Below are 26,063 nucleotides of genomic sequence, written 5' to 3' on the forward strand. Positions count from 1 at the left end.
ATGTATCACTACAGCCCCTCGGCACCCGACACCGCGTTACCCGAATACGCACCCGTCAGCAACGCCGAAACCTTACACCCCCCGCTCCAGCACCCAGTATCCGTGCCTGCCCCTACGGTCCAGGCGTTTCAGCTAGCCGATGTTGAGATCACGCCGATCTCGCCCACCGAGTGGCGCGTTGCAGACCACGCCATCCAGCACGACGATCCCTCAGCCCTGCTCGGGTTCATTCAAATCGTCGGTAGCGCCTTCGAGGTGACCAATCTCGGTCGCCCGCGCGAGCGTGCCTATTTCTCGTCCTTCGACCGTGCCACAGCCAGCCTTCTTACCCGGGGAGTTCTCGCATGACAACAATCATCCAGCCGCCCGCCACCCGAACGACCAACCAAACCCCCGCGGAGTCACCCACCCGCACCCGGTCGTCGGAGTCAGCGCCGTCGTCATACTCGCCCTCGGCAGCGGCCAGCGCCGCGGCCACGTCCCGCTACAGCAGGGCATCCACGGATGCCTTCGGCGACTATCTGCGCCGCATCGGCAAGGGCCCGCTGCTCTCCGCCGAGGACGAGGTCGACCTGGCCCGCAAGATCGAGGTGGGGTTGTTCGCCGAAGAGAAGATGAATCGGGCCGCCGCCGATGGCGTCACCATCGTGCCTGAGTTCAAACGGGAACTGACCACCCTCGTGTTCGAGGGCCGGCGAGCGAAGAACCACTTCATCGAGGCCAACCTGCGCCTGGTGGTGAGCATCGCCAAGCACTACTCCGGACGCGGGGTTCCGATCATGGACCTCGTGCAGGACGGCAACATCGGTCTGGTGCGTGCGGTGGAGAAGTACGACTTCATGACCGGCTTCAAATTCTCCACCTACGCCACCTGGTGGATCCGCCAAGCCATTCACCGCGGCATGGCCGACAAGTCGCGCATGATCCGCATCCCGGTGCACACCGCCGAGAAGCTCAACAAGATCAAGCGCATCCGTCGTGACCTCACCAGCACCCTCGACCGGGAGCCGACGCTCAAGGAGATCGCCGAGCTCTCGCAGATCGCGGTGCGCGATGTGTCCAGACTGCTGCAGTACGACAACGAACCCATTTCGTTGCACGCGCCGGTTGGTGATGGCATCGGCGACATCGCCGAGCTGATCATCGACGACGACCTGCCCCAGCCGGATGAGTGCGCCACCATCACTCTGCGGGCGGCCGACATCACCTTCTATCTCGACGCCCTGCCCGATCGGGAGCGGTCCATTCTCACGGCCAGGTTCGGCCTGACCGGCGACGAACCGCGCACCCTTGACCAGATCGCGGTCATTCAGGGGGTGACCCGGGAGCGGGTGCGTCAGATCGAGAAGCGGGCTTTGGCCCTCTTAAAGGTGCCACGACTCGAACGCTATCTGAGGGACTGACGGAAAATTCGGCGTACCGTGTCAGCAAACCCTTATGACGGAGTGGTGGAATGGGCAAGCTGACGTACGATTCGAGCCTCACAGCTGACTTCGATGATCGGGTGCTTGCGCACATCCAGGTGGTCATCGGAGCCAAGCTGCGCCGGGGGGAATGCTTCTATTTCACGTGGCGGGACGACCCCCAGGGCGGCGATGGCCGCAGCACCATTTGGATGCATCCCAGCATTCCATTGGCCTACAAGTACTTCGGGGGTCGTTCACCCAGTCTGAACCGGGACTGGATCGAGGCGCTGATGCTCACCGCCAATTCGTCAGGCGGCTTGCAGATCGTGCCGGAGCCGCACCGGCTGGGGTCCACCACCAGCGCGAAGGACGACTCGTGAGTCGCATCGACATCGTCTACGGCGGCAAGCCATACACCCTCGGCGATCGAACCGTGGAGTCGCTGCGCACGGAGATCACCGCCGCAGTGACCTCCGGTGTGCCCAGCTGGCTGCGGGTGAACAGCGGTGCGGGGCGGTACCAGGATGCCTACCTGCTGATTTCGCCCGGCACCGCGATCGCCATCGTCGATGTGCAACCCAACGGCCCGGACGTGACCCTCACCGCCGAGGAAACGTTCATCGCGGACTCGACCGAATGACCGGGTCGGAGCGCGCCCGGCGGATGCTGGCACACTAGAGCCATGCTCCCTCCCCTGCACGACGTGCTCGCCACCGCCCGCGTGGTTGACCTTCCCCTTGTCACCCGCTTTCGCGGTCTCACCAGCCGCGAAGCCGTTCTGATCGAGGGCCCGGCCGGCTGGACCGAGTTCTCTCCGTTCGTGGAGTACGGCGACGAGGAGGCTTCAGCTTGGTTGCGCGCCGCTCTCGAGTTCGGCTGGGAGGAGACCCCCGCCCTGCTGCGCGACCGGGTTCCGGTGAACGCCACGGTTCCGGCCATCGACGCCGCGGACGTTCCCGCCTTGTTGGCCAGGTTCCCCGGCTGCCGCACCGCCAAGGTCAAGGTCGCCGACCCCGGCAACACCCTCGCCGAGGACGTCGCCAGGGTGCGCGCCGTACGGGCCGCCCTCGGACCGGAGGGACGCATCCGGGTGGACGCGAACGGACTGTGGAACCTGGACGAAGCCGAGCACGCCATCCATGCCCTCGCCGAATTCGACCTCGAATACGTGGAGCAGCCGTGCGAGAGCATCGACGAGCTCGCTGAGATCCGCCGCCGCACGGACTACCTCGACCTGCCGATCGCCGCCGACGAGAGCGTGCGCAAGCAGGCCGACCCGTTGCTGGTGTCCAAGTCCGGCGCGGCGGACCTGCTGGTGGTGAAGGTGCAGCCGCTCGGCGGCATCCGTGCGGTGCTCGCGATCCAGGCCGAGACCGGCCTGCCGCTGATCGTGTCGAGTGCGCTGGATACCTCTGTGGGCATCTCGATGGGCGCGTTCCTGGCCGCGGCACTGCCGGAGTTGGACTACGACTGCGGTCTGGCCACGGCATCGCTGCTGGCTGCCGATGTGACCCACGAACCGCTGTTACCGGTCGACGGCAGCATTCCTGTTCGCCGGGTGGTTCCGGATGCCGACCTGCTCGATGCCTACGCGGCCTCGGCCGAGCGACGCGACTGGTGGCTCGCCCGCATCACCCGCACGTACGCCCTGCTCGCCGACTGAGCCCCCTCCGCGAACTGTGATAAGCCCCGAAATCGGCGCATTTTTGGGGCTTTTCTCACGGCTCGCGGAAACGGTTACAGCCCGGAGTAGGCGTGCAGGCCCTTGAAGAAGACGTTGACGATGCCGAAGTTGAACATCACGGCGGCGAAGCCGATGATGGCCAGCCACGCCGAACGCGATCCGCGCCAGCCGCGGGTGGCGCGGGCGTGGATGTACCCGGCGTAGATCACCCAGATGATGAAGGTCCACACCTCTTTGGTGTCCCAGCCCCAATACCGGCCCCAGGCACGCTCGGCCCAGATCGAGCCGGCCATCAGGGTGAAGGTCCAGAGGATGAAGCCGATGATGTTGGTGCGGTAGGCCAGGTTCTCCAGGGTGGCCGCCGACGGCAGGGTCTTCAGGAACTTGAGCCGGCCCGGCTTGGCCGTGTCTACGCGTTCTTCCCGGCGGAACTGCAGCAGCTGCACGAACGACAGCGCGAAGCCGAGGGCGAAGAACCCGGTGCCGAGCGATGCCACGAACACGTGGATGACGAGCCAGACCGACTGCAACGCCGGCGGCAGCGGGGCCACCTCAACATAGAACTGCACAGCGGCGATGCCGAGCAGGATGAGGATCAGGCCGGTGACGAAGGTGCCGAGGAAGCGCAGGTCGGTGCGGGTGAGCACGATGAGGAAGACCGTGACGATGAGCAGCGTGCCGGTCATGGCGAACTCGTACATGTTCGCCCACGGCACCCGGTCCGCGGCGATGCCGCGCAGAACCGCGGCCACGAGGTGCAGGCCCCAGGCCAGCACGGTGAGTGAGACGCCGATGCGCAGGCTGGACGAGCGGCCGTATGGCGTGGCGGCGTCGTTCGCGATGCGCGCACTGATCCGGGTGAGGGTGGTGGTGCCGCCGGCGACAGCACCGGCCGCCGAGGATTCGCCGGCGACGCCGGGAGCCGTCGTAGCTTCCGCCGAACTCACGGCGGCGCTCCGCTTGGCCAGGTCCACCGAGAAGGCGATGAACGCCAGCGCATAGACAGCCATGGCCGAGTACAGGCTGAGGATCGAGAGTTCGTTCAGATTCACTTGTACAGCCTAAGCGGGATCAGCGGTTTTAGGGGCGGGGTTCGAGCGTTCCAGCAGGGTGGTGTGGCGGTCGGCGAGGGCCGCCACCGCGGACTCCAGAGCGGGGTCCTCACCGCGGGCCAGGCCCGCGTATTCCAGCCGCACCGACCCATCCGCCTGCTCGATGGCCTTCACCCAGAGCCGGCGCCGGGGCACGAACAGCGAGGTCAGCAGTCCGCCGAGCACGAGCACGGCGAACAGCAGCACCCAACCCTGGGTGGGGTCGTGGTGGATGTCGAACGACGCGAACCGGGGCACGGACTCGGAGTAATCGCCCTCCGCGGCATCCGGGGTGGCGTTCTCGAAGGTCACCGAACCCAGCCCGTTCGGCAGCTCCTGGGTCTCGCCCGGCTTGAGTTCGAGCGGTTTGATGTCGCTGGTGCGGGTGGCCAACGGTTCCATGTGGTCGGTGTTGAGGTTGTACACCGAGGTGGGCACACCCTCGTCGAGACCGAGGTCCCCCGCGTAGACGTTGAGGGTGAGCACCGGGTAGGTGAGGTCGGGGAAGCTGGAGAAGTAGGAACCCGTGGTCGTCTCGGCCTGGGTCGGGTAGAAGAACCCGAGCAGACCCACCTGCTCGGCCAGGCCGTCGGGCACCTTCACCACACCGAGCGAGGTGAGGTTGGCGTCCTGCGGCAGGAACGGTACCGAGTCGGTGAACACGACGGTCCCTTGCGGGTCGCGCACCGTGATGGTGGGCGCATAGCCGTTGCCGAGCAGGTAGATGCTGGTGCCGCCGGTGCGCAACGGGTCGTTCACCCGCACCTTCCCGGCCTGCGCGTCGCCGCCGCGCGGGGTCACGCTGACCAGGGCGCTGAAGTCCAGCGGCTGGCCGAAGGCGTCGAGGTTCTGGGTCTCGTAGCTCACCTGGAAGTCGTCGAGGGTGAGCTTGTAGGGGTCGAGACCGGTGTCGTTGAAGAACCGGCCCGGGTTGAAGGAGTCGTAGGCCAGCAGGGTGTTCACAAAGGTCTGACCCTCCACGAGCACGCGCTGCCCGCTGAAGCCGAACCCGCTGCCGAAGCCCACCACCACGAGCAGTCCCACCAGGGCGGAGTGGAAGACCAGGTTGCCGGTCTCGCGCATGTACCCGCGCTCGGCCGACACCGAGAACTCGCGCGGGCTGTCGAACAGCGCCACCCGGTACCGGCCCTGCTTGAGCAGGGTGCGGGCGGATGCGACGGCGGCGGCGGCATCCGTGCCCGCCGGAGCGGTGCGGGTGGTGAACCCGGCCAGCCGGGCGAGCCGGGCCGGGGTCTTCGGCGGCTTGGCCCGCAGCGCCTGCAGGTGGTGCTTGGTGCGCGGGATGACGCAGCCGATCAGCGAGATGAACAAGAGCAGGTAGATCGACGAGAACCACGCCGAGGAGTAGACGTCGAACGCCTGGATCTTGTCGAGCACCGGCGCGAGATCGGGGTTGTCGGTGAAGTACTGGGTGACACCGTTCGGGTCTGAACTGCGCTGGGGCACGAGCGAGCCGGGAACGGCAGCGATCGCGAGCAGCAACAGCAGGAACAGGGCGGTGCGCATGCTGGTGAGTTGGCGCCAGAACCAACGCAGGGTGCCCACGAACCCGAGCTTGGGCTGGGTGATGCCGTCGCCGGCGGGCGCCGGCTGCGAGTCAATATGGTCAGATGGCCGGGACATAGCTGCCAATCACCCCTTGCAGGTTCAGGAGCCAGGCATTCCATACGCCGCTCACCATGAGCACCCCGATAACGATCAGGAGCACGCCGCCGAACAGGTTGATTGCTCGGATATGACGCTTGAGAAAGGCTACGGCCCCGGTGGCCCAGTTCAGGCCGAGCGCGATCAGCAGAAACGGGATGCCCAGGCCGAGCGCGTAGAACAGGGCCAGCAGGCCGCCCTGCCAGGGCGAGCCGGTGCTCAGGCTGAGCGAGTTGATGGCGGTGAGCGTGGGGCCGGTGCACGGCGTCCACCCCACGGCGAAGACGGCGCCGAGCAGCGGTGCGCCGGCCAGGCCCATCCGCGGCCGCCAGGAGGTCTTGATGGTGCGCTGCATGGCACCGAACTGGCCCACGAAGACCAGGCCGAGCAGGATCACGATGACGCCGGCGATGCGGGTGATCAGTTCGCGATACTGGTTGAGCCAGAATCCGGCGAACCCGAAGACCACCCCGGTGAGCACGAAGACCAGGGTGAAGCCCAGGATGAACAGGGCCACGCCGACGAGAAGCCGGTTGCGGCCGCGGCGGGCGGACAGTTTGGAGCCAGAGCTGCCGTCGGCGAAGCCGCCGATGTAGGCGAGGTAGCCGGGCACGAGCGGCAGGATGCACGGGGAGGCGAACGAGACCAGCCCGGCCAGCACGGCGATCGGGATCGCCAGGTACAGCTGTCCGCTGAAGACGATCTCGCCGAAGGGATTCCCCACGCCTAGCCGTCCTCGGCGATCGCGTCCGCGATCAGGGTCTTCAGGATCGACGGCGAGTTCACCTGGCCGAGGATGCGTGCGGCCACCCGGCCTGAGGTGTCCAGCACCAGGGTGGTGGGCACGGCGTTCGGCGGGATGTTGCCGCTGAACGCGAGCTGCATGGCGCCGTCGTCGACATCCATCACCGACGGGTAGGAGATGGAGTAGCTCTCGTTGAACGCGATCGCGCTGGCGGCCTGGTCGCGCACGTTCACGCCGAGGAAGCTGGCGCCCTCGCCGGCGAATTCCTCGCTGATGGTCTTGAGGTCCGGCGCTTCGGCCCGGCAGGGCGCGCAGCCGGCGTACCAGAAGTTCACCACGAGCACCTCGCCCTCGTAGTCGGCGGAGCTGACCGTGCTGCCGTCTTCGAGAGTGCCCTCGAACTCGACCGACTCCCCGCGGTCGGCGGCGGCGATCTCGGTGACGCTGCCGTCGCCGGCGATGTAGCCCTTGCCGCTGCCTTCCCGGTATTGGTCGGCGAGGGAGTCGTCAGCGGTGCAGCCGCTGAGGGCCAGGGCGGCCACGGCGACCAGGCCGGCCAGCGCGATGGGCAACTTTCGGCGGCTCACACTGCACCCACGTCGTTCGCGGGCACCAGGAGCGCGGCGGCGGGGCTCGTGTAGGCGACCTCGGCCGGCCCGGTGCCGCGCCAGGAGAGAGTGGTGATGCTGGAAAGGTCGCAGCGGCGTTTGCGCGGGTCGTGGGCAAGGCGTTCCTGGGCCAGGGTGCGGTGCACCATCCAGATCGGCAGCTGGTGGCTGACCAGCACGACATCGCCGTCGTCGACCGACTGGAAGGCGTCGTCGATGGCGGCGAGCATGCGAGCGGAGATGGACCGGAACGGTTCGCCCCAGCTGGGCCTGGCGGGGTTGGTCAGGCTGGGCCAGTTGCGCGGGTCGCGCAGCGCGCCGCCAGGGCCGCGCATACGCTTGCCCTCGAACCGGTTGGCCGGTTCGATGAGGCGCTCGTCGAGGTCGATCGGCAGGCCGAAGGCGCGGGCGATGGGTGCGGCCGACTCCTGGGTGCGCTGCAACGGCGACGCGACGATGCGCACTACCGGGCGGGCGCGTTCGGCGAGGTCGACGGCGGCCGTCTCGGCCATCTGCTGTCCCAAATCGGACAGCCTGAAGCCGGGAAGTCGACCGTAAAGCACGCGTTGGGGGTTGAAAACCTCACCGTGACGCACGAGATGTACCTGGCTAGCTACCACGCGCTCCAGTCTACGGAGAGGTTCCCCGCGAATTAGCCGAGAGCAGTGCGGCTAAACTTGCCGGGTGAATGCCCGCGTACTGATCAAGAACCTAGCTGCCCTCGACGACGGTCTCGTCTCCGTGTCCGGGTGGGTCGAAACCGTCCGAGACCAGAAGAAGGTGCAGTTCGTCGTTTTGCGCGACGAATCGGGCGCCGTGCAGCTGGTGAATCCGCGCACCACGGATGCCGAGGGTGTCGTTGTCGACGACGAGCCGGCCACCACGATCTCCAGCCTGTCCCAGGGCAGCTTCGTCACGGTCACCGGCCAGCTCAAGCACGACGAGCGGGTCAAGCTCGGCGGCATCGAGATCAAGCTGGCCAGCCTCGAGGTAGTCACCCTGGCCATCCCCGAGACGCCGATCGCGGCGGACTCGAGCCTGGACAAGCGCATGGACTGGCGGTTCCTCGACCTGCGTCAGCCCAAGCAGAACCTCATCTTCCGCATTCAGACCACGTTCGAGCACGCCCTGCGCACGTACTGGATCGAGCACGACTTCATCGAGCTGCACACCCCCAAGCTGATGGCCAGTGCGAGCGAGTCCCGCGCCGAGCTGTTCGAGGTGGAGTACTTCGACACCAAGGCGTACCTGGCGCAGAGCCCGCAGTTCTTCAAGCAGATGGCGCAGTCCTCCGGCTTCGGCAAGATCTTCGAAGTGGGGCCGGCGTTCCGGGCCGACCCGTCGTTCACCAGCCGGCACGCCACCGAGTTCACCAGCGTCGACTCGGAGATCAGCTGGATCGACAGCCACGAAGACGTCATGCAGCTGCACGAGGACCTGCTCGTAGCCGCATTCACCGCCGTCAAGGCGAAGCACGGCGAGGAGGTGCTCGCGCTGTTCGGCGTCAAGGTCACCGTTCCGAGCACCCCGTTCCCGCGCATCCCGCTGGCCGAGGCCAAGGAGATCGTGAAGAGCCGCGGCTACGAGGTTCCTCGTGACGACGACGACATGGACCCGGAGGGCGAGCGCCAGATCGCGGCCTACGTCGCCGAGACCTACGGGCACGAATTCGTGTTCCTCACCGACTACGCGTCGAGCATCCGCCCGTTCTATCACATGCGCCACGAGGGCGACGCGAGCCTCACCAACAGCTACGACCTGATCTTCAACGGCACCGAGATCTCCACCGGGGCCCAGCGCGAGCACCGCGTCGACGTGCTGGTGGAGCAGGCAATCGAGAAGGGCCTCGACCCGGCAGAGATCGCCGGCTACCTGGACTTCTTCCGCTACGGCGTGCCGTCGCACGGTGGTTTCGGCATGGGCCTCGCCCGTGTGCTGATGCTGATGCTGCACCAGGCGTCGATCCGCGAGGTCACGTACCTGTTCCGCGGTCCGACCCGCCTGGAGCCGTAACCCGCACCTCCGCTCCACGAATCGCGCCTGTCCCCGGACAGGCGCGACTCTGGGTTAACCCCCCGTCGATGTCGCACACCGGCGAAACGGCCCGGTGGCCTTAATCGCTGGAATCACCGTCGAATAGGGTGCGTCAGCTGGCGGAAACCGGCGAAAACCAAACGAAACACGACATGGCGCTGCCCGAAACAGTGGGCAGGGAGACTGTGATCCGAGGGGCCCAACCTGGGCGCCGATCGGAGACTGCTCCCTCATGACCCAGCTCAGCCCCGCTCCCCTGCTGTCGTTCGACAACGTGAACATCAGCTACCGCGTTCACGGGGTTGATGTCACGGCGGTCTCGGGGGTGAGCTTCGATCTTGCACCCGGTGACCGGATGGCCATTGTCGGTGAATCCGGATCGGGCAAGTCGACGCTGAGCATGGCGGTAGCCGGGTTCCTCTCCGCGCCCAACGCGACGGTCACCCATGACCGCGCGATGTTCGACGGCAAGCCGCTGGATCGCACCGTGATCCACCGGGTCGCGCGTCGCACTCCCGGGCTCTCGATGGTCTTCCAGGACGCCATGACGTCACTCGACCCGGTCTGGTCCGTCGGGAGCCAACTGCTCAACGTGCTCCGGTCAGAGGCCAGACGCGCGGGTCGCCGTCTGTCACCCGCAACGGCACGTGCAGAGGCGCACCTGTGGCTCAGCCGGGTCGGGCTCACCGACTCCGACCGGGTGATGAAGGCCCGCCCGTTCGAACTCTCGGGCGGCATGCGACAGCGCGTGATGCTCGCGATCGCACTCTGTGGCAAACCACGCTTGCTCGTCGCCGATGAGCCCACGAGCGCGCTGGATGCCGCGCTCAGCCGGGAGGTGATGGAACTGATGGTGCAGCTGACCGAGGAATCCGGCGCCGCGCTGATCATCGTCACCCACGACATCGGGCTGTGCCTGGACTACGCGCACCGGGTGCTGGTGATGAGCAAGGGCCGGGTGGTCGACGACGTCGACGCCGGAGCTATCGAGAGCACTGCCACCGATCCGTACACGATCGGCCTGCTCGCCTGCGTCCCGACCCTCGACAGCGTCCACCTGGCCGAACTCCCCACGCTCGAGGCAGTACGCCGCCGCGCCATCGCCGAAGAAAGGCTCGCCTCATGACCGACATCCCCAAGATCGTCACGATCCAGGCATCCGGTGTTTCGCGGATGTTCGGGGCGCGGCACGAAAGGTTCACCGCCGTCGACGATGTGTCGCTGACCATCACATCGCGCAGCGCAACGGGGATCGTCGGCGAATCGGGGTCGGGCAAATCAACGCTGTCCCGTATGCTCGTCGGACTCGACAAACCGACGACGGGCACCGTCACGCTTGATGGCAACGACATCAGCGACCTCGCTCGGACTGCAGACGGCATGCGGGAACTTCGCCGCACGGTGCAATTCGTAGCCCAGGACTCGACGTCATCGTTCGACCCGCGCCGCACTCTGCGCTACGCAGTGCGCCGGCCCGCCCAGATCCTCCGTGGACTGTCCCGGCCGGAGGCGGATGCGGCGGTCGACGAGCTGCTCGACACCCTCGCCCTCGACCCGGCGTCGGCCGACCGTTACCCCGGCGAGGTCTCCGGTGGGCAGCGACAGCGTTTCTCCCTGGCGCGGGCTCTGATCGTGAGACCGAGCGTGCTGATGTGCGACGAAGTGGTCTCTGCACTTGACGTCTCGGTGCAGGGCACCATCCTCAACTTCATCAAGCAGTATTGCGCCGAGCACGACTGCGGGCTGGTGTTCGTCTCCCACGGGTTGCCGGCCACCGCCTTCATCTCCGACGAGATGGTCGTGATGTACAAGGGCGAGATTATCGAGCAGCGACCCGCGGAGGAGATCATCAGTGACCCGCGCGAGCCGTACACCGTGAGCCTCATCGACGCCTATCGGGGCAAGCGCACCGCCTAAGCCTCGCCGGTCTCCCGACCGTGCGAATCCAGTCTCAGGCTCCGCGGAGGCCGAGACGACCTCATGACGACAACACGATGAAGGATGGTCTGCTGTGTTCCATATGGGATGGTTCTTGGGCAACGGGTTCGGAATACAGCCGTGGACAGGCACGTTCTCCGGCCGCAGCATGACGGACTGGATGAAGCCCGACCTCTACGTCGACCTCACCAGTTCGCTGGAGCGGGGCGGTTACGACTTCGTCTTCATCGAAGACACGTCCATGGTCGAGGACACCTACGAGGGCTCCGCGGCACACACTCTCAGCCGCGGCACCATGGCTCCCAAGAACGACCCGATCCCGCTCGTGCCGCTGATGACGCAGCGTTCCAAGCACATCGGCGTGATCGCCACGATCTCGACGAGCCAATACCCGCCCTTCCTCGCGGCCCGTCAGGCCGTCACGCTCGACCACCTCACCGAAGGTCGCTTCGGCGCAAACATCGTCACCTCGGTGACTCACCGCGTCGGCCAGAACTTCGGATTCGACAAGCTGCCGCCCCATGACGAGCGCTATACCCGCGCCGAGGAATGGATGGACGTCGTCTCCCAGCTCTGGGAATCGTGGGACGAGGACGCCCTGGTGCTCAATCCCGACCTGCCGATGTACGCCGACCACACCAAGGTCAACCCGATCAATTTCAGGGGTGACTACTTCTCCAGCCGCGGCCCGCTCAACACCATCCCCGGACCCCAGCGACGGCCCGTCATCGCCCAGGCCGGCAACTCCTCACCCGGTCGTGCGCTCGCCTCCAAGCACGCCGACACGATGCTCGCCATGGGCCACAACGTCGAGCAGATGAAGGCGTTCCGCGAGGACATGCGCGCCCGTGTCGCCGCGGAAGGGCGCGACCCAGACTCGCTCAAGGTGATGTTCCTGGTCACGCCGATGCTCGGCGAGAACGACGAGCATGCGCGTCAGCGCGAGGCGGAACGGCTGGCATACGTCTCCAGCGACGAATCGATCGCGGGCATCCTCTGGGGCCTGTCCTATGTGAGCGGCGGCGAGGTCGACTTCTCGAAATTCGACCTCGATGAGAAGATGCCGAATATCATTGGCAACGGCGAGCAGAGCTCGATGAAGCAGTACACCGCGGGCAACGAAGACAAGACGCTGCGTGAGGTCATCACCAGCATCCGGCAGATCGGTGACCTCGGGCTGATCGGCTCGCCCGACACTGTCGCCGCCAAGATGGGCGAAATCATGGAAGAGGTCGGCGGAGACGGCTTCCTCGTGTACCCCGAGGTGACACGGCGCACCATCGCGGAGTACTCCGACGGCCTCAGCCTTGCTCTGCGTCGCCGCGGGCTCATCCGCGACACCTACGACCACTCGACACTGCGCGAGAACCTGCTCGATTTCTAGAGCCGACTGCGTTCAATCGAGTGGCGCCAGCGACTCTTCCACGATCGACAGGCGATCCGCGCGAAAGTGGGTGAAATCCACTTCGCGCGGATTGTCATCGATGTCGTAGAGGGTCTGCTGGCGTACGAGTATCGCCGAATTCAGCGGCACCCGAAGCACTCGCGACGTCTTGTCGTCGCAGATCTTCGCCTCGATCACCGTCGTGACTCGGCCCATCGCCGTGCTGAAGGCGAACTTGAACGCGTCCCGCCGGTTCATCGCCGTGGGAGTCTCTACGATGTCGTGGTTCTTGTCGAAGTACAGGGAGCGCACCCCGACCGGCTGACCACCGAGCAGGAAGAGATGCTCGATCATTCCCACGTGGCTGTCTTCGGTCTGCAACGCGTCGCGAATGAACCGCGTCGTCGGCACGACCCGCCTTTCGATCCACCGGATCTTGAGGTCACCTTCGATTTTGGGGCTGACCATGTCGTTGAGCGGCATCCTCAGGATCGAGCCGGAGACGGAGGTGCCGCTCTTTCGCCGCCGGTCGACAAGCCCCTCGTCGCTGAGCATCCGGAGGGCCTCGCGGACCGAGTTGCGGCTGGCGTCGAGCTCACGCATCAGGAACTCTTCGGTCAGGCCGTCATGGCTGAAGGTGAGACCGCTGCTGATACTGGCCCGCAGGATGTCGTGCACCCGGCGCGTCGAGGTATGGCGTCCGCGGGCGGATCCGCCGCTCGCGCGCGGGTGAGCGCTGAGTTCCTCGTCGTCCATCAACCCACGGTAGCCACCGCTCGGTCCCCCCGTGTAACGGTTCCGTTTCGCCCGGATTGCGCCTCCCCCCTGACGGTTCGACGGACAACGGCGGCGGCGCTCAACAGTCGCAGCTAGCCGACAGCGGGGCGGCGGTAAGCAGCGAAATGCCTGATCAGAAGGACCCACTCGACGGCGAAATAGAGGCGCAACCGAATCGGCACGGTTACGGCGATCGATCGAAACATCGACTCGCTTAGATCGAATCCAACAAGAATCCGCAGGCGGGGACCACCCCGACCGCGACGCCCCGGAAGCAAATCCGCGGACGCAGATCATGGGAGTTCAATGTTTCATCTCGGTTGGTTTCTCGGCAATGGATACGGCATTCAGCCGTGGAATCGCACTGGACGGGGCGGCGCGTGGAACTCCACGAACGGGCGCGACTGGATGAAGCCTGACCTGTACATCGACCTCGCTCGGTCACTCGAGCGCGGTGGCTTCGACTTCATCCTCATCGAGGACACGTCGATGATCGAGGACACCTTCGGCGGTTCGATGGAGACGACGCTCAAATACGGCATCATGGCGCCCAAGAACGACCCGTTGCCCTTGGTTCCGCTCATGACCGCCGCAACCAAGCACATCGGGATCATCCCGACAATCTCCACCACGCAATACCCGCCGTTCATGGCCGCGCGCCTCATGACGACCCTCGATCACCTCACCGAAGGGCGCGTCGGCATCAACGTCGTCACCTCCGTGTCCCACCGAGTCGCCCAGAACTTCGGCCACGACAAGCACTTCGAGCACGACCTTCGTTACGAGATGGCCGGTGAATGGATGGACGTGGTCGACCAGCTCTGGGAATCCTGGGAGCCGGACGCCGTGCTGCTCGACGAGGAGAACTTCGTCTACGCCGACCACACCAAGGTGCACACGATTGACTACGACGGCACCTACTTCAAGTCCAGGGGTCCCCTGAACACCATTCCCGGTCCGCAGCGCCGCCCCGTGGTCTCGCAGGCCGGCAACTCGATCCCCGGCCGGGAACTCGCTGCCCGCACCGCGGACACGATGCTCGCCTACGGCGGCGATGTCGCCAAGATGAAGGAATTCCGCGAGGACATGCACCGGCGAATGGAGAAGTACGGCCGTGCGCCCGAGGAGCTGAAGATCATGTTCCTGGTGAACCCGATCATCGGCGAGACCGACGCTGACGCCCACGAGCGAGAGGCCACCCGCGCTGCGGCAGCGGCCACCGACGACGCGGTCATCCAACGGCTCTGGGCGATGAGCTATGTGAGCGGCGGCGAAGTCGACTTTGCCGCCATGGATCTGGACGCCCCGATCCCGGGGGTCACCGGCAACGGTGAACAAAGCTCGATGGCCAACTACGTCAGGGCCGGCCAGGGCAAGACACTCCGGGAGCTCGCAGCCACCCACCGCACGATCTCGCACATGGGTCTCGTTGGATCGTGCGAAACGGTCGCAGAGAAGATGGGCGAAATCATGGACGAAGTCGGTGGAGACGGGTTCCTGCTCTATCCCACCATGAACCGCAGAACGATCATCGAGATCGCCGACGGGCTCGGTTCAGCCCTCCAGCGCCGCGGGCTGATCCGCGAGAGCTACACGGGAACGACGCTGCGCGACCACCTCAGCGAGTTCTAGGCCTCCGGTCGCCGAACGAATGACCCAAGGGAATCAGATGAACTCGATATTCGCGAAGAACCGGTGGTGGCTTGCTCGGCTCGCGGCCCTCCCACTGCACCTCTTCGTCTTTGCGATCGTGGTGTTCTTCATCGTTCGGCTGGTGCCCGGTGATGCCGCGATCACGATGACCGAGGGCCAGGCGTCGGCAGAACAGCTCGAGGCCATCCGCGATCAGCTCGGGCTCAATGAGCCACTGATCGTGCAATTGGGAGTCTTCCTCTTCAATCTCCTCCGGCTCGACTTCGGCATCTCGACCACTTCGGGCCAGAGCGTGTTCTCGGACGTGATCAGCCGGGTGCCGCAGACACTCGAACTCACGCTGATGGCGTTGTTCGTGGCCGCGGTCGTCGCGACACTGCTCTCGGCCGCCGCGGTGTTCACCCCGCGCTCGCCGATCGCCGCGATCGCACGCGGGTACTCCCGGGCCGCCGGCGCCCTCCCGGACTTCTGCCTGGGCATCATCGCGATCCTCATCTTCTACGTGGTCCTGCGCGTCGCCCCCGCGCCTCTCGGGCGGCTGGACGCACGGATGACATCCGCACCGTCGATCACGAACTTCCCCATGCTCGACACCCTCCTGAGCGGCGACGGCGCTCTGATCGCCTCGGCCCTGACCCATCTCGTGCTTCCCATCGCGGCGATGAGCATCGCCTATGCCCCCTACCTCATGAAGCAGCTGATTCCCGGGCTCGAGGAGCAGGTCGACGCTCCCGCCACCCGGTTCCGCATAGCGTCCGGCGGGTCCAGCTTCATGATGGTCGTCTCGGTCTTCCGGCGAGCGCTCCCCGCCGTGCTGGTGGTCTCCGGCTCCCTCCTCGGATCCCTGATCGGTGGGGCGGTGGTGATGGAGTCGATGTTCGGCCTCGGCGGCATCGGCCAATACGCCGTCAACGCGGTCTCGACCTCCGACTACCAGGCTATGCAGGGGGTGCTCATCGTCATCGTGGCGGTGGTGCTCCTGATCTTCCTGGTCGTCGACCTTCTCACCCTGATCCTCGACTCGAGACGGCGCGTCGGCGCCGCTTCCGCCTGAGCGGAGTGCCAGCCATGACCACCCAGACCACAACCTCCGGATCCCCCGTCCCCAGAACCCGGAGACGCGCCCTTCGCGGCGCACCGAAACGCACAGAGGCCAGCCTGCGCTGGTGGCTGTTCATCCCAGCCGGGCTGCTGGTGCTCCTCGCCGCGGTCGGTCCGTTCCTGGTGCCGTTCAACCCCGTCGACATCGTGGGGGTGCCGTCCCAGCCCCCAGGGGCCGAACACTGGTTCGGCACCGACCAGAACGGCATGGACGTCTTCTCCCGGGTTGTTGCCGCCGCGCGCACGAATCTGCTCGTCGCCGCGATCGCCGCGATCGGATCGACGGTGCTCGGTATCGTCATCGGCGTTATCGGCGGCATGAATGAGGCGGCTCGTGGCCTCCGCGGCTTCCTCGCCCGGTCGCTGGCCAGGGCCGTGGAGATCCTCGACGCCGTGCCGGCGATCATCATCGGGCTCGTGCTCGTCTCCCTGTTCGGACCGTCCGTCGCCACCATCATCGGGGTGCTCGTGATCGTCTCGCTGGCCCGGCAGTCCAAGCTCGTGCGCACCGAGGTGCTCAAGGTCCGAGGCGACTCGTTCGTCGACGCCGCCAGGATGGCCGGTGCCCGCGAGATCAACGTGATGTTCACCACGGTGCTGCCGAATTCGATCCGCCCGTCGTTCGAGAATTTCTCGGCCACGTTCGGCCTCGCGATCATCGTCGAAGCTGCCCTCGGGTTCCTCGGCGTCGGCCTGCCGCCGCCCACGCCCGAGTGGGGAACGATGATCGCCACGGGCGCGGCGGATGCCCTCAACTACCGATGGTGGGGAGCCGCGTTTCCCACCATCGCGCTCATCGTCACCGTGTCGAGCATCGCTCTGGCCGGCAGCGAGCTCCTGCGCAAGCGCCACTGACCTTTCCCGCCACACATCCGTTTCGCCACACCCACCCCACCGCGCGCTCGTCAAAGCGCCGTCCATCCCACCGCACCGCCCTTCCCTCCAGAGAGTGAGCACACCATGTTTCGATTCCCACCGGCGGCCGGCGCTCCCGCGCCTCGTCGCAGAGCCTCGCGGCTCGTCACCGTCGCCGCGGCCTTGACCGCAGCCTCCGTGATCCTCGTCGGCTGCAGCGCGCAGTCCAGCTCGACCGAGGAAACGGCAAGCACAACACCCGACTCCCTCGTCATTGCCACCCCGACGTCACCGACACATTTCTTCTATGACGCCGGCAACAACGTCTACCCCGCGACCGAGATCGAAATGCAGATCAACTCGACCCTGCTCGTGAACCCGTACGCCCAGAGCGACCAGGATGAGAACGCCCTCCGTCAGGATGTCTATGAGTTCGAGGGCGGACTCGCCGAGTCCTACGAGGTGAGCGAGGACGGTCTCGTCTACACGTTCCACCTCCGCCAAGGAGTGGTGAGCCAGTCGGGCAACCCCTTCACCGCGGATGACGTGGTCTGGTCGTTCACTGAAAAGTTCGGCAACCCGACGGCGGTCTTCCAGGCCATCTCGAAGCCCGCCATCACCGATCCGGCCACGCAGATCGTGAAGGTCGACGACAGCACCGTCACCATGACAATCACCGATGCCGGTTACGGTCAGACCCTGCTCTCGCTGATCTCCAACGTCACGGCTCAGATCTTTGACTCGACGGTTCTGCAGGAGAACGCAACTCCGGAGGACCCGTTTGGCGTTGCCTGGGCCAAGGCGAACCCGCTTATCGGCGTGGGCTACGGCGCGTACATGATCGACTCGTTCACTCCCGACGCCGACACCACGATCGTCGCGAACCCCGACTACTGGGGTGACACCCCGGCCATCGAGACCGTGATCTACAAGGTTGTCGGCGACTCGGCCACCCGTGCGCAGTCCCTGCGCAACGGAGACGTCGACATCGCGGAGAACCTGGCACCGCAGGAGCAGTCCGACGCCCAGGCCGCGGGCGGGGTCAACGTCTTCAGCCTCGACACCAACATCTACTCGTTCATGGTGCCGGTCGCCAACAAGGCACCGTTCGACAACACCCTCGTTCGCCAGGCGATGGCCTATGCCATCCCGTATGACCAGATCCTCGACAACGTCTACCTCGGCCGGGCGACCCAGCCCACCGGCTATCTCGACGCGACCGCTCCCGGATACACCGACGCCGGTCTCCCCGAATACAGCTACGACCCCGAGAAGTCGAAGGAGCTGCTCGCCGACGCCGGTTTCCCCGATGGCGTGAGTTTCTCGCTCACCGTGAACGCGGACACCCCCGACCTGGTCGCCGCCGCCGTGCAGATGCAGGCGGAAGCCGCGGACGCCGGATTCACGATCGAGATCAACCAGCAGCCATCCGCCGCCTTCTCGGCCGGTCGCACCGCCGGCGACTATCAGGCGATGCTGCTGCGCGACTACGCCATCACGCTGACACCGCCGTACGAGATGAACCTCTTCACCACGAAGGGCTCTCCACTCAACTATCCGAAGTGGGAAGACGACACCTTCTACGGCCTGATGGCGACTGCCCAGTCGCTCGGAGACCCGTTGACGGACGAGGCCGGCGCCGCCTACAACAAGGCCGAGGCCTACATGCTCGACGAAGCCGCGATGATCTTCTACGCCCAGGTTCAGCCGTCCTACGCCGTCTCTGACGCCGTCACCGGCTGGGCCTGGCGCTCGGACAACTGGCTCGACGTGTCGCAGCTCTCCTTCAAGTAACCAACACCCAGCACGGGTGTGCCGCTCACGGCTCAGAACGACGCCGGGGCGGCACACCCTGCATTCATCTCCCGATCAGGCAAAGCGAGAAATCACGATGACGACACCGTTCCACCTCGGCTGGTTCATGAGCTTCCGCCCGCCGGCCTTCCCCGACCAATGGGTCGGCGCGGATGCCGCGGAATGGACGAACGGCCGCTTCTACGAGGATTTCGCGCGGTCGCTCGAGCGGGCGAAGTTCGACTACATCATGATCGAGGACTCGTCGATGGTGCCTGACGCCTACGCCGGCACGAGCGAGATCGACCTCAAGTACTCGCTGTACGCCCCCAAGCACGACCCGCTCGCTCTCGCCGCGTTGATGGCCGATGTGACGTCGCGTCTGGGCATCGTCGCGACCGCGTCATCAACCTTCTACCCGCCGTATCTGCTCGCCCGCACGATGAGCACCCTTGATCACCTCTCCCGCGGTCGCGTCGGCTGGAACGTCGTCACCTCGAGCGAGGATCGTGCAGCCCAGAACTATGGGATCGACCGGCTGCCGGAACACGATGAGCGCTACGACCGCGCCGACGAATTCATCGATCTCGTCGGGCAGCTCTGGGACTCCTGGGAGGAGGGCGCCGAGACACAGGACCGAGGGACCGGTGCCTTCGTCGATCACACGAAGGTGCATCCGATCGACTTCGTCGGCGCGCACTACTCCTCGCGCGGTCCGCTCAATCTGCCCCGGTCTCCGCAGGGACGACCCGTCATCTGCCAGGCCGGCGGCTCGGGTCGCGGCCGTCGTTTCGGCGCCACCCACGCCGACACGATCATCGCGTCCGCCCACGGCGTCGAAGCGATGAAGGCCTACCGCGACAGCGTGCGTGAACACCTCGTGGAGGCCGGGCGCGACCCCGACTCCTGCAAGGTCTTGTTCGTCGTCTCCCCGATCGTGGCCGAGAGCGAGGCCGCCGCGCAGGACCGTTTCACGTCGGCGTGGGCGCCGACCGACCGCAGAGTCGAAGCGGCCCTCGGGCACATCTCGGCCTACACCGAGAACGACATGTCCCAGTTCGACTTGGACAAGCCCGTCGAAGAGCTGACCACGAATGGACATCAGAGCACGCTGGCGATGTTCATGAAGCGTGCAGAAGGCGGAAAGACCCTGCGGGAGGTAGCCGCCAACTGGTCGATCAGCTGCCTCGACCTTGTCGGCACACCGTCCTCGGTCGCCGACCAGATGGAGGAGGCCATGGAATACGTCGGCGGCGACGGCTTCCTCATCTCCGGTGCCACGAGCCGGCGGTACATCACGGAGGTCACCGACGGGCTCGTTCCCGAGCTGCAGCGCCGCGGCCTCACTCGTACCGAATACACCCACCGCACTCTCCGCGACAATCTCCTCTCGTTCTGACCTGGACATCCCCATGACAACACCTGCATCCCCACTCACTTTCGGCTGGTTCCTCAACTTCATGCCACCGGCGTGGAACGGAACCTGGCGCTCGAATCACCGCGACCGCTGGATGGACGGCGACTTCTACGTCGACGTGGCACGCCAGCTCGAGGCAGCATGCATCGACTTTCTCCTGCTCGAAGACTCCGTGATGGTGCCGGACACCTACGGCGGAACCATGGAAGCCGAACTTCGCTTCACGACCCGGTCACCGAAGGGTGACCCGCTGCCGCTGATCCCGAAGCTGGCGCGGGCGACACAGCACATCGGCTTCGCCGCGACGATGTCGACCAGCCTCTACCCGCCATTCATGCTCGCGCGCCTCCTCACCACCCTCGATCACATCACCGAGGGCCGCGTCGCCTGGAATCTGGTCACCTCCGCCGAAGACCGTGCCGCACAGAACTTCGGCCAGAACACGTTGCCGAGCCACAGCGAGCGGTATCAGCGCGCCGACGAGTACGCCGAGCTGGTGACACAGCTCTGGGACTCCTGGGATGACGACGCCCTCGTCATGGACCGGGCTGCGGGCCGGTACGTCGACCACACCCGGGTGCGTCCGATCAACTTCGACGGCGCGTACTACCGCAGCCGTGGCCCGCTCAACACCCTCCCCGGCCCGCAACGGCACCCGATGATCTTCCAAGCCGGTTCCTCACCCGCCGGGCGGGAGCTCGCCGCCAAGCACGCCGAGGTGGTGCTCGCCTCCATGACCAGTCCCACCCAGATGCGGGAGTTCCGGGATGACCTGAGGTCCCGTACCGCAGCGGCTGGGCGGGACCCCGACACGCTCAAAGTGCTGTACCTCGTGCAGCCGATCATCGCCGAGACCATCCAGGAGGCCGAGATCCGCCGGGAGCGGGCATACGCCCCGACGGACGAGAACGTGATCGCCAGGCTCGTGCACATGTCCAGCGGTGACATCGACTTCTCGACGCTGGATCTCGACGCTCCGATACCCGACGACCTCGAAACGAATGGAATCACGAGCGGCCTCGAGAACCTGCGCCGGATCGGCCGTGGTCGCACCCTGAGGGAGGCCGCGGCCTCTCGGATTGAATCGGTCGAGCTGGTCGGAACGCCCGACAGCGTGGCCGACCGGATGGCCGAGGTGATCGACGAGGTCGGCGGCGACGGCTTCCTGTTCTTCGGCGGAGGAGGCGGGCGGCTGAGCCGGCATTACGTCGCGGAGATCACCGAAGGGCTCATGCCGGCGTTGCAGGACAGGGGCCTCGCGCGCACCTCTCCCGGGCAGGGCACGTTTCGCGAGTCCGTGTTCGGTGCAGGTACGGCGAGACTGTGAGGTACGGCGTCTTCCTGCCCACCTCCAGCAACGGATATGTTGCCTCGACAGCGCTTCCCGACCGCGACCCCACCTTCACAGAGAACCTGAGGTTGACCCGGCTGGCGGAGTCGTTCGGCCTGGACTTCGTGCTCGCCATGGTGAAGTTCAGAGGACCGAGCACGGAGTCCCACTACTGGGAGGGATCGCTCGAGGCGTTCACGACGGCAGCCGGCCTGCTGGCCGCGACCGAACGCATCCAGGTAGTGGCCTCGGTCGGCATCCTCAGCCTCAACCCCGCCATGACGGCGCGGATGGCGGTCACGGCCAACTCCATCGGGCCAGGCCGGTTTGCCGTCAACGTGGTGTCGGGCTGGAACTCCCTCGAGTATTCGCAGATGGGTGCCTGGCCGGGCGACGACTATTTCGGGTACCGCTACGAGTACGCCCGGGAGTACATCGAGATTCTCCGCGAGCTGTGGAGCGAGGGAGTGTCGAGCTATCAGGGCACATACTTCAGCCTCGACAACGCCAGCGGACTGCCGCGCCCGGCCGAACACATCCCCATTCTCTGTGCCGGCGCCTCCGACAAAGGACGCGATTTCACGGCGCGCTATGGCGACCAGAACCTCACGGCTGGAGCCGGCGCCCGCGATTCTGGGCCCGATATCGTGCGTCGTGCCCGTGCCTACGGTCGGGTCGTGACCACCAACGTCTTGGTGATGCTGATCATTGCCGACACGGACGCAGAAGCGTGGGACCGCGTGCACCACCTCAACGCCCACACGGATGTGGCAGCACTGGCCGGGCGTCGCGAGCAGTCGGCGAAAGACACCATGAATGAGGGCACCGCTGCGGCGAATGCCGCGCAGGTTCAGGCGATCGACAAGGATCGGGCACTGGTCGGAAGCGCAGCGACCGTCGCGCGGCTCCTGGCCGAGCTGGGTGAGGTCGAAGGCATCGAATCCCTCAGCCTGCAGTTCGACGATTTCGACGATGGCCTGCTGCGGTTCGGGCGCGACGTTCTGCCCCTGCTTCGATCGGCTACGGAATGAGAATCGGTGCGGCCGGGCAGCCCGTGACGCAATCTCGCGGAGCTGCACCCGTCGCCGTCTCGGTGCGACGAATCGCCCTCATCGCGGCAGTGCTCACCTGGCTCGGGCCGTTCACCATCGACACTTACAGTCCCAGCCTTCCCGCGATCGTAGTGGCGTTCGACGCGAAACCATCACTGGTGCAACTCACGTTGACCTCCGCGCTGGTCGGGCTTGTCATCGGCCAATTGGTGATCGGCCTGGTCAGCGACCGAGTCGGCCGACGGATGCCGATACTCGTGAGCCTCTGCCTCTTCCTTCTCGCATGCGTGGCGTGTGTACTGGCCCCGAGTATCCCGGTGCTCATCGCGGCACGCTTCGTGCAGGGCCTCACCGCCTCGGCCGGCGTCTCGATGGCGCGAGCGATCGGGCGGGACGTCTTCGACGGCGGGGAACTCGCCGCGTTCTATTCCCGGCTCGCGGCGGCGACGGCCGTCGCGCCCGTGGTCGGCCCGGTCCTCGCCGGGGTGCTGCTCGAGGTGACCGGAACGTGGCGATCGATCTTCGTCATGATCGCGGCGCTCGGGGTCGTCGCTTTTGTGCTGGTGCGTTTCGCCTTGCCGGAGACCCACTCACCGGCCGTGCGCAGTACTCACCGGCAGGACCCGACGACGCTACCCACCGTTCGTGTGCTGCGGCAGCGCACCATCGTGGTGTCGGCGGTGCTGATGGCGTGCGTCTCTGGCATGATCCTCTCCTACCTGGCCGGAACCTCGTTCCTGCTGCAGAATCGGTTCGGGCTCTCGCCCGCGGCCTACAGTGCGATCTTCGCGGTCAATGCCGTTGGTCTCGTCGTCTTCAGCCGGGCCAACGCACGCTTCGTGCTCCGGTGGCATCCGGCGGCCATCGCCACGGTCGGCATCTCGATCATGCTGGCCATGGGCGCATCCCTCGCCGTGGCGTTTCTCCTCGGCGCCCCGGTCTGGGTATTGCTGCCGATGTTCTTCGTGTTGTTGAGCGCATACGGAATCGTCAACCCGAACGTCATAGCCATGGGTATGGGCGTCGACCGTTCCCAGGCCGGCGCCGCGGCCGCGACCCTCGGCGTTGCGCAGTACTCGCTGGGGGCGCTGACGGCCCCACTGATCGGGTTCGCCGTTGCCGGCCCGCTCCCCACCATGGTCTATGCCATCTGCGGGTACGGCATCGTGGCCCTCACCGTCGCGCTGGTGGAGGGACCCCGCCTCCGGCGGGTCGTCTCGTGGCAGCCAGGGCCGGTCCTTCGACGTTGACGGCAACGTCACCCGTACCTCGATAACGCCGGCACCTCACAGAGTCGCGCCCGTCCCTTGTGGACGGGCGCGACTTCTTCTTTTTTTCCGACCAAACCTTTTCTGGCGTGGGGCCGAACCACCTGCATACCAAGCAAGCCCCCACACTCCACAGCAAAGGATCACATCATGCGCAGCTTCACCAAGACCNGGCCCTTCACCGCTAGAAACGGATCCAAACCACGAGGTTTTTGGCATTTGACATTGTGCACGCTGTTGAGTTCTCAAGGATCGGACGCACCCGACTTCAGGCCATGTGATTGGCTGTCGCTCCGGGGCAACTTGTCTAACTTAGCCTCCGTTCGAGTCCGTGTCAAATCAAGTAGGCGGCGTGTTGTGGGCAAACTAGTGCCTCAAAACACTCCAGCCGATCGATTGAAGAACCGAGCGAAGAGCTGATTCCCTGCCAAAATGAACGACACACAGCAATGCTGTGCGTAGGTTTTTTGACTGGGAGTTGGTCCCGCTTGAGGCCAGAAGCGCTTCGGCTTTCCGAACCTGTGGGGTGACGAGAGATGACATTACGGGGATTCCGGAGGGGCCGCAAATTGCCTCGCACGCCCGGGCGTGTCGGCGGTTATGGCACGGATTCCGGCCCGGGTGCACGTGGAGGCCTGGCTATGGCGAGGCGGTCTGAGACCCGTATTCGGCATCCTCGATCGAGACGATGCGATGCCGGATCATCTGCCAACCCTGCGGTGGAGTCGTGAGACGGGCGTGCCGATCACAGAGGTCGTAACTGTGCGGCTCGTGCGTGCCGGCCAGGGGGCCGAGAACTGCCATCGAGTCGGCATACGAGAACGTGAGGGTGGCCACGGCCTCGTCATTGCAGGAGATTCTGGAGCACGCTCTGACTGACATGGTGATTGAAGGATACCGCCGCTGGCCCGGATACGGCCGGAAGTAGAATGGGTGCATGTCTCGCTCACGCCGCACGACCGTGCAAGCACCGACAGATCGCGGTCGGGGCCGGGACCGGCATGGCCGCGGAATCCGCAGTTCGGCCACCGGCCCTTTTCTGCCGCCGCTGCGCACGCGGATTGATTCGTTCGACCTGACCATTGCGTCGACGGTCGACTACTTGCGGATGGTGTGGCCAGACGAGCTGGCCGACGTCGTCTTCGAGGTGGCGCCCGGACCGATGAATGTCATTCCCGGAGTCGGAGTGGAACGGTACTCGGTGGATACCCGCGAACGCCGGATCACCTTCTACCGTCTCCCCATTCAACGGCTCAGCCGATTGCACCGCAATGACGAGTTCCATCAGCGGATGGTCATCGAGAGTTGTGTCTTTCGTGGTGTCGCCGAGTTACTGGGCAAGGATCCCTGGGATCTCGCTCCTGACCGCTTCCGGCACTTCTAGGGGCTTCGCCGCTCATCGCGCCAGTCGCGTCTGTCTTCGGACAGGCGCGATTTTTTGTTAAGACCAAACCTTTTCTGGCGTGGGGCCGAACCACCTGCATACCAAGCAAGCCCCCACACTCCACAGCAAAGGATCACATCATGCGCAGCTTCACCAAGACCGCACTCGGACTCACCACCGCGGGCCTCCTCGTCGCCGGCCTCGCCGCCTGCTCCACCGACGAAGGCTCGACGTCGACGTCATCCTCGTCCAGCTCGTCCAGCAGCAGCTCCGCCGAAGCCACCCCCACCCCCGTCGCCTCCATCCCCACCCTCACCGGCGTCGACACCGCCGTGCTCCTGGACGCCGACTTCGCCGCCGCCCTCACCAGCCTCGGCCTCACCCCCGGCACCGTCGGCACCGCCACCCTCGAAGAAGGCAGCCTGCACTTCCCCATCACCGGCGGCAACGTCGACTACTACGACCCCGCCGAGGACTACCGCCCCTACGTCCAGGGCGTCATCGAACACGAAGGAAGCGGCTTCTCCCTCACCGCCGGCGACACCGTCGTCGAACTGACCAACTTCACCATCGACCCCGGCACCTCCGAACTCTTCGGCGACGTCACCGCCAACGGCGAATCCGCCGCCACCCAGGTCAAACTCTTCGACCTCTACGGCGGAACCCTCAAGCCCCTCCAGATGGACGGCGACAACGCCATCCTCACCGGCACCACCGTGCACATCAGCGCCGACGCCGCCGCCCTGCTCAACACCACCTTCAACACCGACGCCATCGCCGACCAGCTCCTCGTCGGCATCGCCACCATCACCGTCAACACCAAGTAACACCCAGCAACACACACGAAAAACGGCCGAGCAGACGCTCGGCCGTTTTT

Annotated in this window: 26 protein-coding genes; 19 read left to right on the top strand and 7 right to left on the bottom strand. The window is 65.7% G+C overall.

Annotation, left to right across the window (positions count from 1 at the left end; translation table 11 throughout):
• Genes CTB96_RS00665 through CTB96_RS00685 form a run of 5 tightly spaced genes read left to right on the top strand, consistent with a single transcriptional unit; the run spans window position 1 to window position 3,069 of the window.
• Window positions 1-348, top strand: coding sequence for a hypothetical protein (locus CTB96_RS00665; RefSeq protein ID WP_110124971.1), 348 nt, complete (start codon window positions 1-3; stop codon window positions 346-348).
• Window positions 345-1,403, top strand: a complete 1,059-nt coding sequence (locus CTB96_RS00670; protein ID WP_110124972.1) for a sigma-70 family RNA polymerase sigma factor — start codon at window positions 345-347, stop codon at window positions 1,401-1,403. Before CTB96_RS00665 ends, CTB96_RS00670 begins: the two co-directional genes overlap by 4 nt.
• Before the next feature lie 50 nt (window positions 1,404-1,453).
• Window positions 1,454-1,786 (top strand): DUF7882 family protein, encoded by a 333-nt coding sequence (locus CTB96_RS00675; protein WP_110124973.1) that lies wholly within the window; start codon window positions 1,454-1,456, stop codon window positions 1,784-1,786.
• Window positions 1,783-2,046 (top strand): hypothetical protein, encoded by a 264-nt coding sequence (locus CTB96_RS00680; protein ID WP_110124974.1) that lies wholly within the window; start codon window positions 1,783-1,785, stop codon window positions 2,044-2,046. The genes CTB96_RS00675 and CTB96_RS00680 overlap by 4 nt, the downstream gene beginning before the upstream one ends.
• Before the next feature lie 42 nt (window positions 2,047-2,088).
• Window positions 2,089-3,069 (top strand): o-succinylbenzoate synthase, encoded by a 981-nt coding sequence (locus tag CTB96_RS00685; protein WP_110124975.1) that lies wholly within the window; start codon window positions 2,089-2,091, stop codon window positions 3,067-3,069.
• 74 nt (window positions 3,070-3,143) lie between these two features.
• Here CTB96_RS00685 and ccsB read toward each other — a convergent pair whose 3' ends face one another.
• From ccsB to CTB96_RS00710, 5 genes are read right to left on the bottom strand one after another with little or no spacing between them, the layout of a single operon-like run.
• Window positions 3,144-4,100, bottom strand: coding sequence for a c-type cytochrome biogenesis protein CcsB (gene ccsB / locus CTB96_RS00690; RefSeq protein ID WP_110125014.1), 957 nt, complete (start codon window positions 4,098-4,100; stop codon window positions 3,144-3,146).
• Window positions 4,101-4,151: 51 nt separating this feature from the next.
• Window positions 4,152-5,825: a cytochrome c biogenesis protein ResB gene (gene resB, locus CTB96_RS00695; protein WP_110124976.1), complete on the bottom strand. Its 1,674-nt coding sequence runs from the start codon at window positions 5,823-5,825 to the stop codon at window positions 4,152-4,154.
• Window positions 5,809-6,570 (bottom strand): cytochrome c biogenesis CcdA family protein, encoded by a 762-nt coding sequence (locus CTB96_RS00700; RefSeq protein WP_110124977.1) that lies wholly within the window; start codon window positions 6,568-6,570, stop codon window positions 5,809-5,811. The genes resB and CTB96_RS00700 overlap by 17 nt, the downstream gene beginning before the upstream one ends.
• Window positions 6,571-6,572: 2 nt before the next feature.
• Window positions 6,573-7,178: a TlpA family protein disulfide reductase gene (locus CTB96_RS00705; RefSeq protein ID WP_110124978.1), complete on the bottom strand. Its 606-nt coding sequence runs from the start codon at window positions 7,176-7,178 to the stop codon at window positions 6,573-6,575.
• On the bottom strand, window positions 7,175-7,819 hold the full coding sequence (locus CTB96_RS00710; protein WP_110124979.1) for a histidine phosphatase family protein: 645 nt from the start codon (window positions 7,817-7,819) through the stop codon (window positions 7,175-7,177). The genes CTB96_RS00705 and CTB96_RS00710 overlap by 4 nt, the downstream gene beginning before the upstream one ends.
• Window positions 7,820-7,898: 79 nt before the next feature.
• Here CTB96_RS00710 and aspS point away from each other — a divergent pair, with 79 nt between their 5' ends.
• The 4 genes from aspS to CTB96_RS00730 all read left to right on the top strand — a co-directional run bounded on the left by aspS (window position 7,899) and on the right by CTB96_RS00730 (window position 12,555).
• Entirely contained in the window at window positions 7,899-9,212 is a 1,314-nt protein-coding gene (gene aspS / locus CTB96_RS00715; protein WP_110125015.1) for an aspartate--tRNA(Asn) ligase, read from the top strand.
• 253 nt (window positions 9,213-9,465) lie between these two features.
• Entirely contained in the window at window positions 9,466-10,359 is an 894-nt protein-coding gene (locus CTB96_RS00720; RefSeq protein ID WP_110124980.1) for an ATP-binding cassette domain-containing protein, read from the top strand.
• On the top strand, window positions 10,356-11,150 hold the full coding sequence (locus tag CTB96_RS00725; protein WP_110124981.1) for an ABC transporter ATP-binding protein: 795 nt from the start codon (window positions 10,356-10,358) through the stop codon (window positions 11,148-11,150). Before CTB96_RS00720 ends, CTB96_RS00725 begins: the two co-directional genes overlap by 4 nt.
• A 103-nt stretch (window positions 11,151-11,253) precedes the next feature.
• Entirely contained in the window at window positions 11,254-12,555 is a 1,302-nt protein-coding gene (locus CTB96_RS00730) for an NtaA/DmoA family FMN-dependent monooxygenase (RefSeq protein WP_282433096.1), read from the top strand.
• Between the two features lie 12 nt (window positions 12,556-12,567).
• On the opposite strand, the gene CTB96_RS00735 is transcribed toward CTB96_RS00730, so the two are convergent.
• Window positions 12,568-13,311 (bottom strand): GntR family transcriptional regulator, encoded by a 744-nt coding sequence (locus tag CTB96_RS00735; protein WP_181397085.1) that lies wholly within the window; start codon window positions 13,309-13,311, stop codon window positions 12,568-12,570.
• Between the two features lie 327 nt (window positions 13,312-13,638).
• Here CTB96_RS00735 and CTB96_RS00740 point away from each other — a divergent pair, with 327 nt between their 5' ends.
• From CTB96_RS00740 to CTB96_RS00775, 8 genes are all read left to right on the top strand, one after another.
• Entirely contained in the window at window positions 13,639-14,964 is a 1,326-nt protein-coding gene (locus tag CTB96_RS00740) for an NtaA/DmoA family FMN-dependent monooxygenase (protein ID WP_110124984.1), read from the top strand.
• A gap of 37 nt (window positions 14,965-15,001) precedes the next feature.
• Complete coding sequence (locus CTB96_RS00745; protein WP_181397086.1) at window positions 15,002-16,039, top strand: ABC transporter permease; 1,038 nt, start codon at window positions 15,002-15,004, stop codon at window positions 16,037-16,039.
• A 14-nt stretch (window positions 16,040-16,053) separates the two neighbouring features.
• Window positions 16,054-16,941, top strand: a complete 888-nt coding sequence (locus CTB96_RS00750; RefSeq protein WP_110124986.1) for an ABC transporter permease — start codon at window positions 16,054-16,056, stop codon at window positions 16,939-16,941.
• A gap of 105 nt (window positions 16,942-17,046) precedes the next feature.
• The gene (locus tag CTB96_RS00755) at window positions 17,047-18,735 is read left to right on the top strand and encodes an ABC transporter substrate-binding protein (protein WP_110124987.1); all 1,689 of its coding nucleotides are present in this window, start codon (window positions 17,047-17,049) and stop codon (window positions 18,733-18,735) included.
• Between the two features lie 97 nt (window positions 18,736-18,832).
• Window positions 18,833-20,134 carry an NtaA/DmoA family FMN-dependent monooxygenase gene (locus tag CTB96_RS00760; RefSeq protein ID WP_110124988.1) on the top strand — a complete coding sequence of 434 codons (1,302 nt, stop codon included), beginning with the start codon at window positions 18,833-18,835 and terminating at the stop codon, window positions 20,132-20,134.
• Window positions 20,135-20,147: 13 nt separating this feature from the next.
• Window positions 20,148-21,479 (top strand): NtaA/DmoA family FMN-dependent monooxygenase, encoded by a 1,332-nt coding sequence (locus CTB96_RS00765; protein ID WP_110124989.1) that lies wholly within the window; start codon window positions 20,148-20,150, stop codon window positions 21,477-21,479.
• Window positions 21,476-22,513, top strand: a complete 1,038-nt coding sequence (locus CTB96_RS00770) for an LLM class flavin-dependent oxidoreductase (RefSeq protein WP_110124990.1) — start codon at window positions 21,476-21,478, stop codon at window positions 22,511-22,513. The genes CTB96_RS00765 and CTB96_RS00770 overlap by 4 nt, the downstream gene beginning before the upstream one ends.
• A 23-nt stretch (window positions 22,514-22,536) precedes the next feature.
• Window positions 22,537-23,784, top strand: a complete 1,248-nt coding sequence (locus tag CTB96_RS00775; RefSeq protein WP_181397087.1) for a multidrug effflux MFS transporter — start codon at window positions 22,537-22,539, stop codon at window positions 23,782-23,784.
• Between the two features lie 657 nt (window positions 23,785-24,441).
• Here CTB96_RS00775 and CTB96_RS00780 read toward each other — a convergent pair.
• Window positions 24,442-24,684: a DUF3499 family protein gene (locus CTB96_RS00780; RefSeq protein WP_110124992.1), complete on the bottom strand. Its 243-nt coding sequence runs from the start codon at window positions 24,682-24,684 to the stop codon at window positions 24,442-24,444.
• A gap of 55 nt (window positions 24,685-24,739) precedes the next feature.
• On the opposite strand from CTB96_RS00780, the gene CTB96_RS00785 reads away from it, so the two are divergent.
• Window positions 24,740-25,186: a metallopeptidase family protein gene (locus CTB96_RS00785; RefSeq protein ID WP_110124993.1), complete on the top strand. Its 447-nt coding sequence runs from the start codon at window positions 24,740-24,742 to the stop codon at window positions 25,184-25,186.
• 140 nt (window positions 25,187-25,326) lie between these two features.
• On the top strand, window positions 25,327-26,013 hold the full coding sequence (locus tag CTB96_RS00790) for a hypothetical protein (RefSeq protein ID WP_110124994.1): 687 nt from the start codon (window positions 25,327-25,329) through the stop codon (window positions 26,011-26,013).
• Window positions 26,014-26,063: the final 50 nt, after the last annotated feature.

The sequence above is a fragment of the Cryobacterium arcticum genome (assembly GCF_003185895.1).
Classification (GTDB): Bacteria; Actinomycetota; Actinomycetes; order Actinomycetales; family Microbacteriaceae; genus Cryobacterium; species Cryobacterium arcticum.

Coding starts and splice junctions, on each gene's coding strand:
- CTB96_RS00780 (WP_110124992.1), bottom strand. CDS start 24,684: ATGTCAGTCAGAGCGTGCTCCAGAATCTCCTGCAATGACGAGGCCGTG.
- CTB96_RS00720 (WP_110124980.1), top strand. CDS start 9,466: ATGACCCAGCTCAGCCCCGCTCCCCTGCTGTCGTTCGACAACGTGAAC.
- ccsB (WP_110125014.1), bottom strand. CDS start 4,100: ATGGCTGTCTATGCGCTGGCGTTCATCGCCTTCTCGGTGGACCTGGCC.
- CTB96_RS00760 (WP_110124988.1), top strand. CDS start 18,833: ATGACGACACCGTTCCACCTCGGCTGGTTCATGAGCTTCCGCCCGCCG.
- resB (WP_110124976.1), bottom strand. CDS start 5,825: ATGTCCCGGCCATCTGACCATATTGACTCGCAGCCGGCGCCCGCCGGC.
- CTB96_RS00790 (WP_110124994.1), top strand. CDS start 25,327: ATGCGCAGCTTCACCAAGACCGCACTCGGACTCACCACCGCGGGCCTC.
- CTB96_RS00730 (WP_282433096.1), top strand. CDS start 11,254: ATGGGATGGTTCTTGGGCAACGGGTTCGGAATACAGCCGTGGACAGGC.
- CTB96_RS00750 (WP_110124986.1), top strand. CDS start 16,054: ATGACCACCCAGACCACAACCTCCGGATCCCCCGTCCCCAGAACCCGG.
- CTB96_RS00675 (WP_110124973.1), top strand. CDS start 1,454: ATGGGCAAGCTGACGTACGATTCGAGCCTCACAGCTGACTTCGATGAT.
- CTB96_RS00725 (WP_110124981.1), top strand. CDS start 10,356: ATGACCGACATCCCCAAGATCGTCACGATCCAGGCATCCGGTGTTTCG.
- CTB96_RS00740 (WP_110124984.1), top strand. CDS start 13,639: ATGTTTCATCTCGGTTGGTTTCTCGGCAATGGATACGGCATTCAGCCG.
- CTB96_RS00685 (WP_110124975.1), top strand. CDS start 2,089: ATGCTCCCTCCCCTGCACGACGTGCTCGCCACCGCCCGCGTGGTTGAC.
- CTB96_RS00735 (WP_181397085.1), bottom strand. CDS start 13,311: ATGGACGACGAGGAACTCAGCGCTCACCCGCGCGCGAGCGGCGGATCC.
- CTB96_RS00785 (WP_110124993.1), top strand. CDS start 24,740: ATGTCTCGCTCACGCCGCACGACCGTGCAAGCACCGACAGATCGCGGT.
- CTB96_RS00765 (WP_110124989.1), top strand. CDS start 20,148: ATGACAACACCTGCATCCCCACTCACTTTCGGCTGGTTCCTCAACTTC.
- CTB96_RS00670 (WP_110124972.1), top strand. CDS start 345: ATGACAACAATCATCCAGCCGCCCGCCACCCGAACGACCAACCAAACC.
- CTB96_RS00745 (WP_181397086.1), top strand. CDS start 15,002: ATGAACTCGATATTCGCGAAGAACCGGTGGTGGCTTGCTCGGCTCGCG.
- CTB96_RS00755 (WP_110124987.1), top strand. CDS start 17,047: ATGTTTCGATTCCCACCGGCGGCCGGCGCTCCCGCGCCTCGTCGCAGA.
- CTB96_RS00665 (WP_110124971.1), top strand. CDS start 1: ATGTATCACTACAGCCCCTCGGCACCCGACACCGCGTTACCCGAATAC.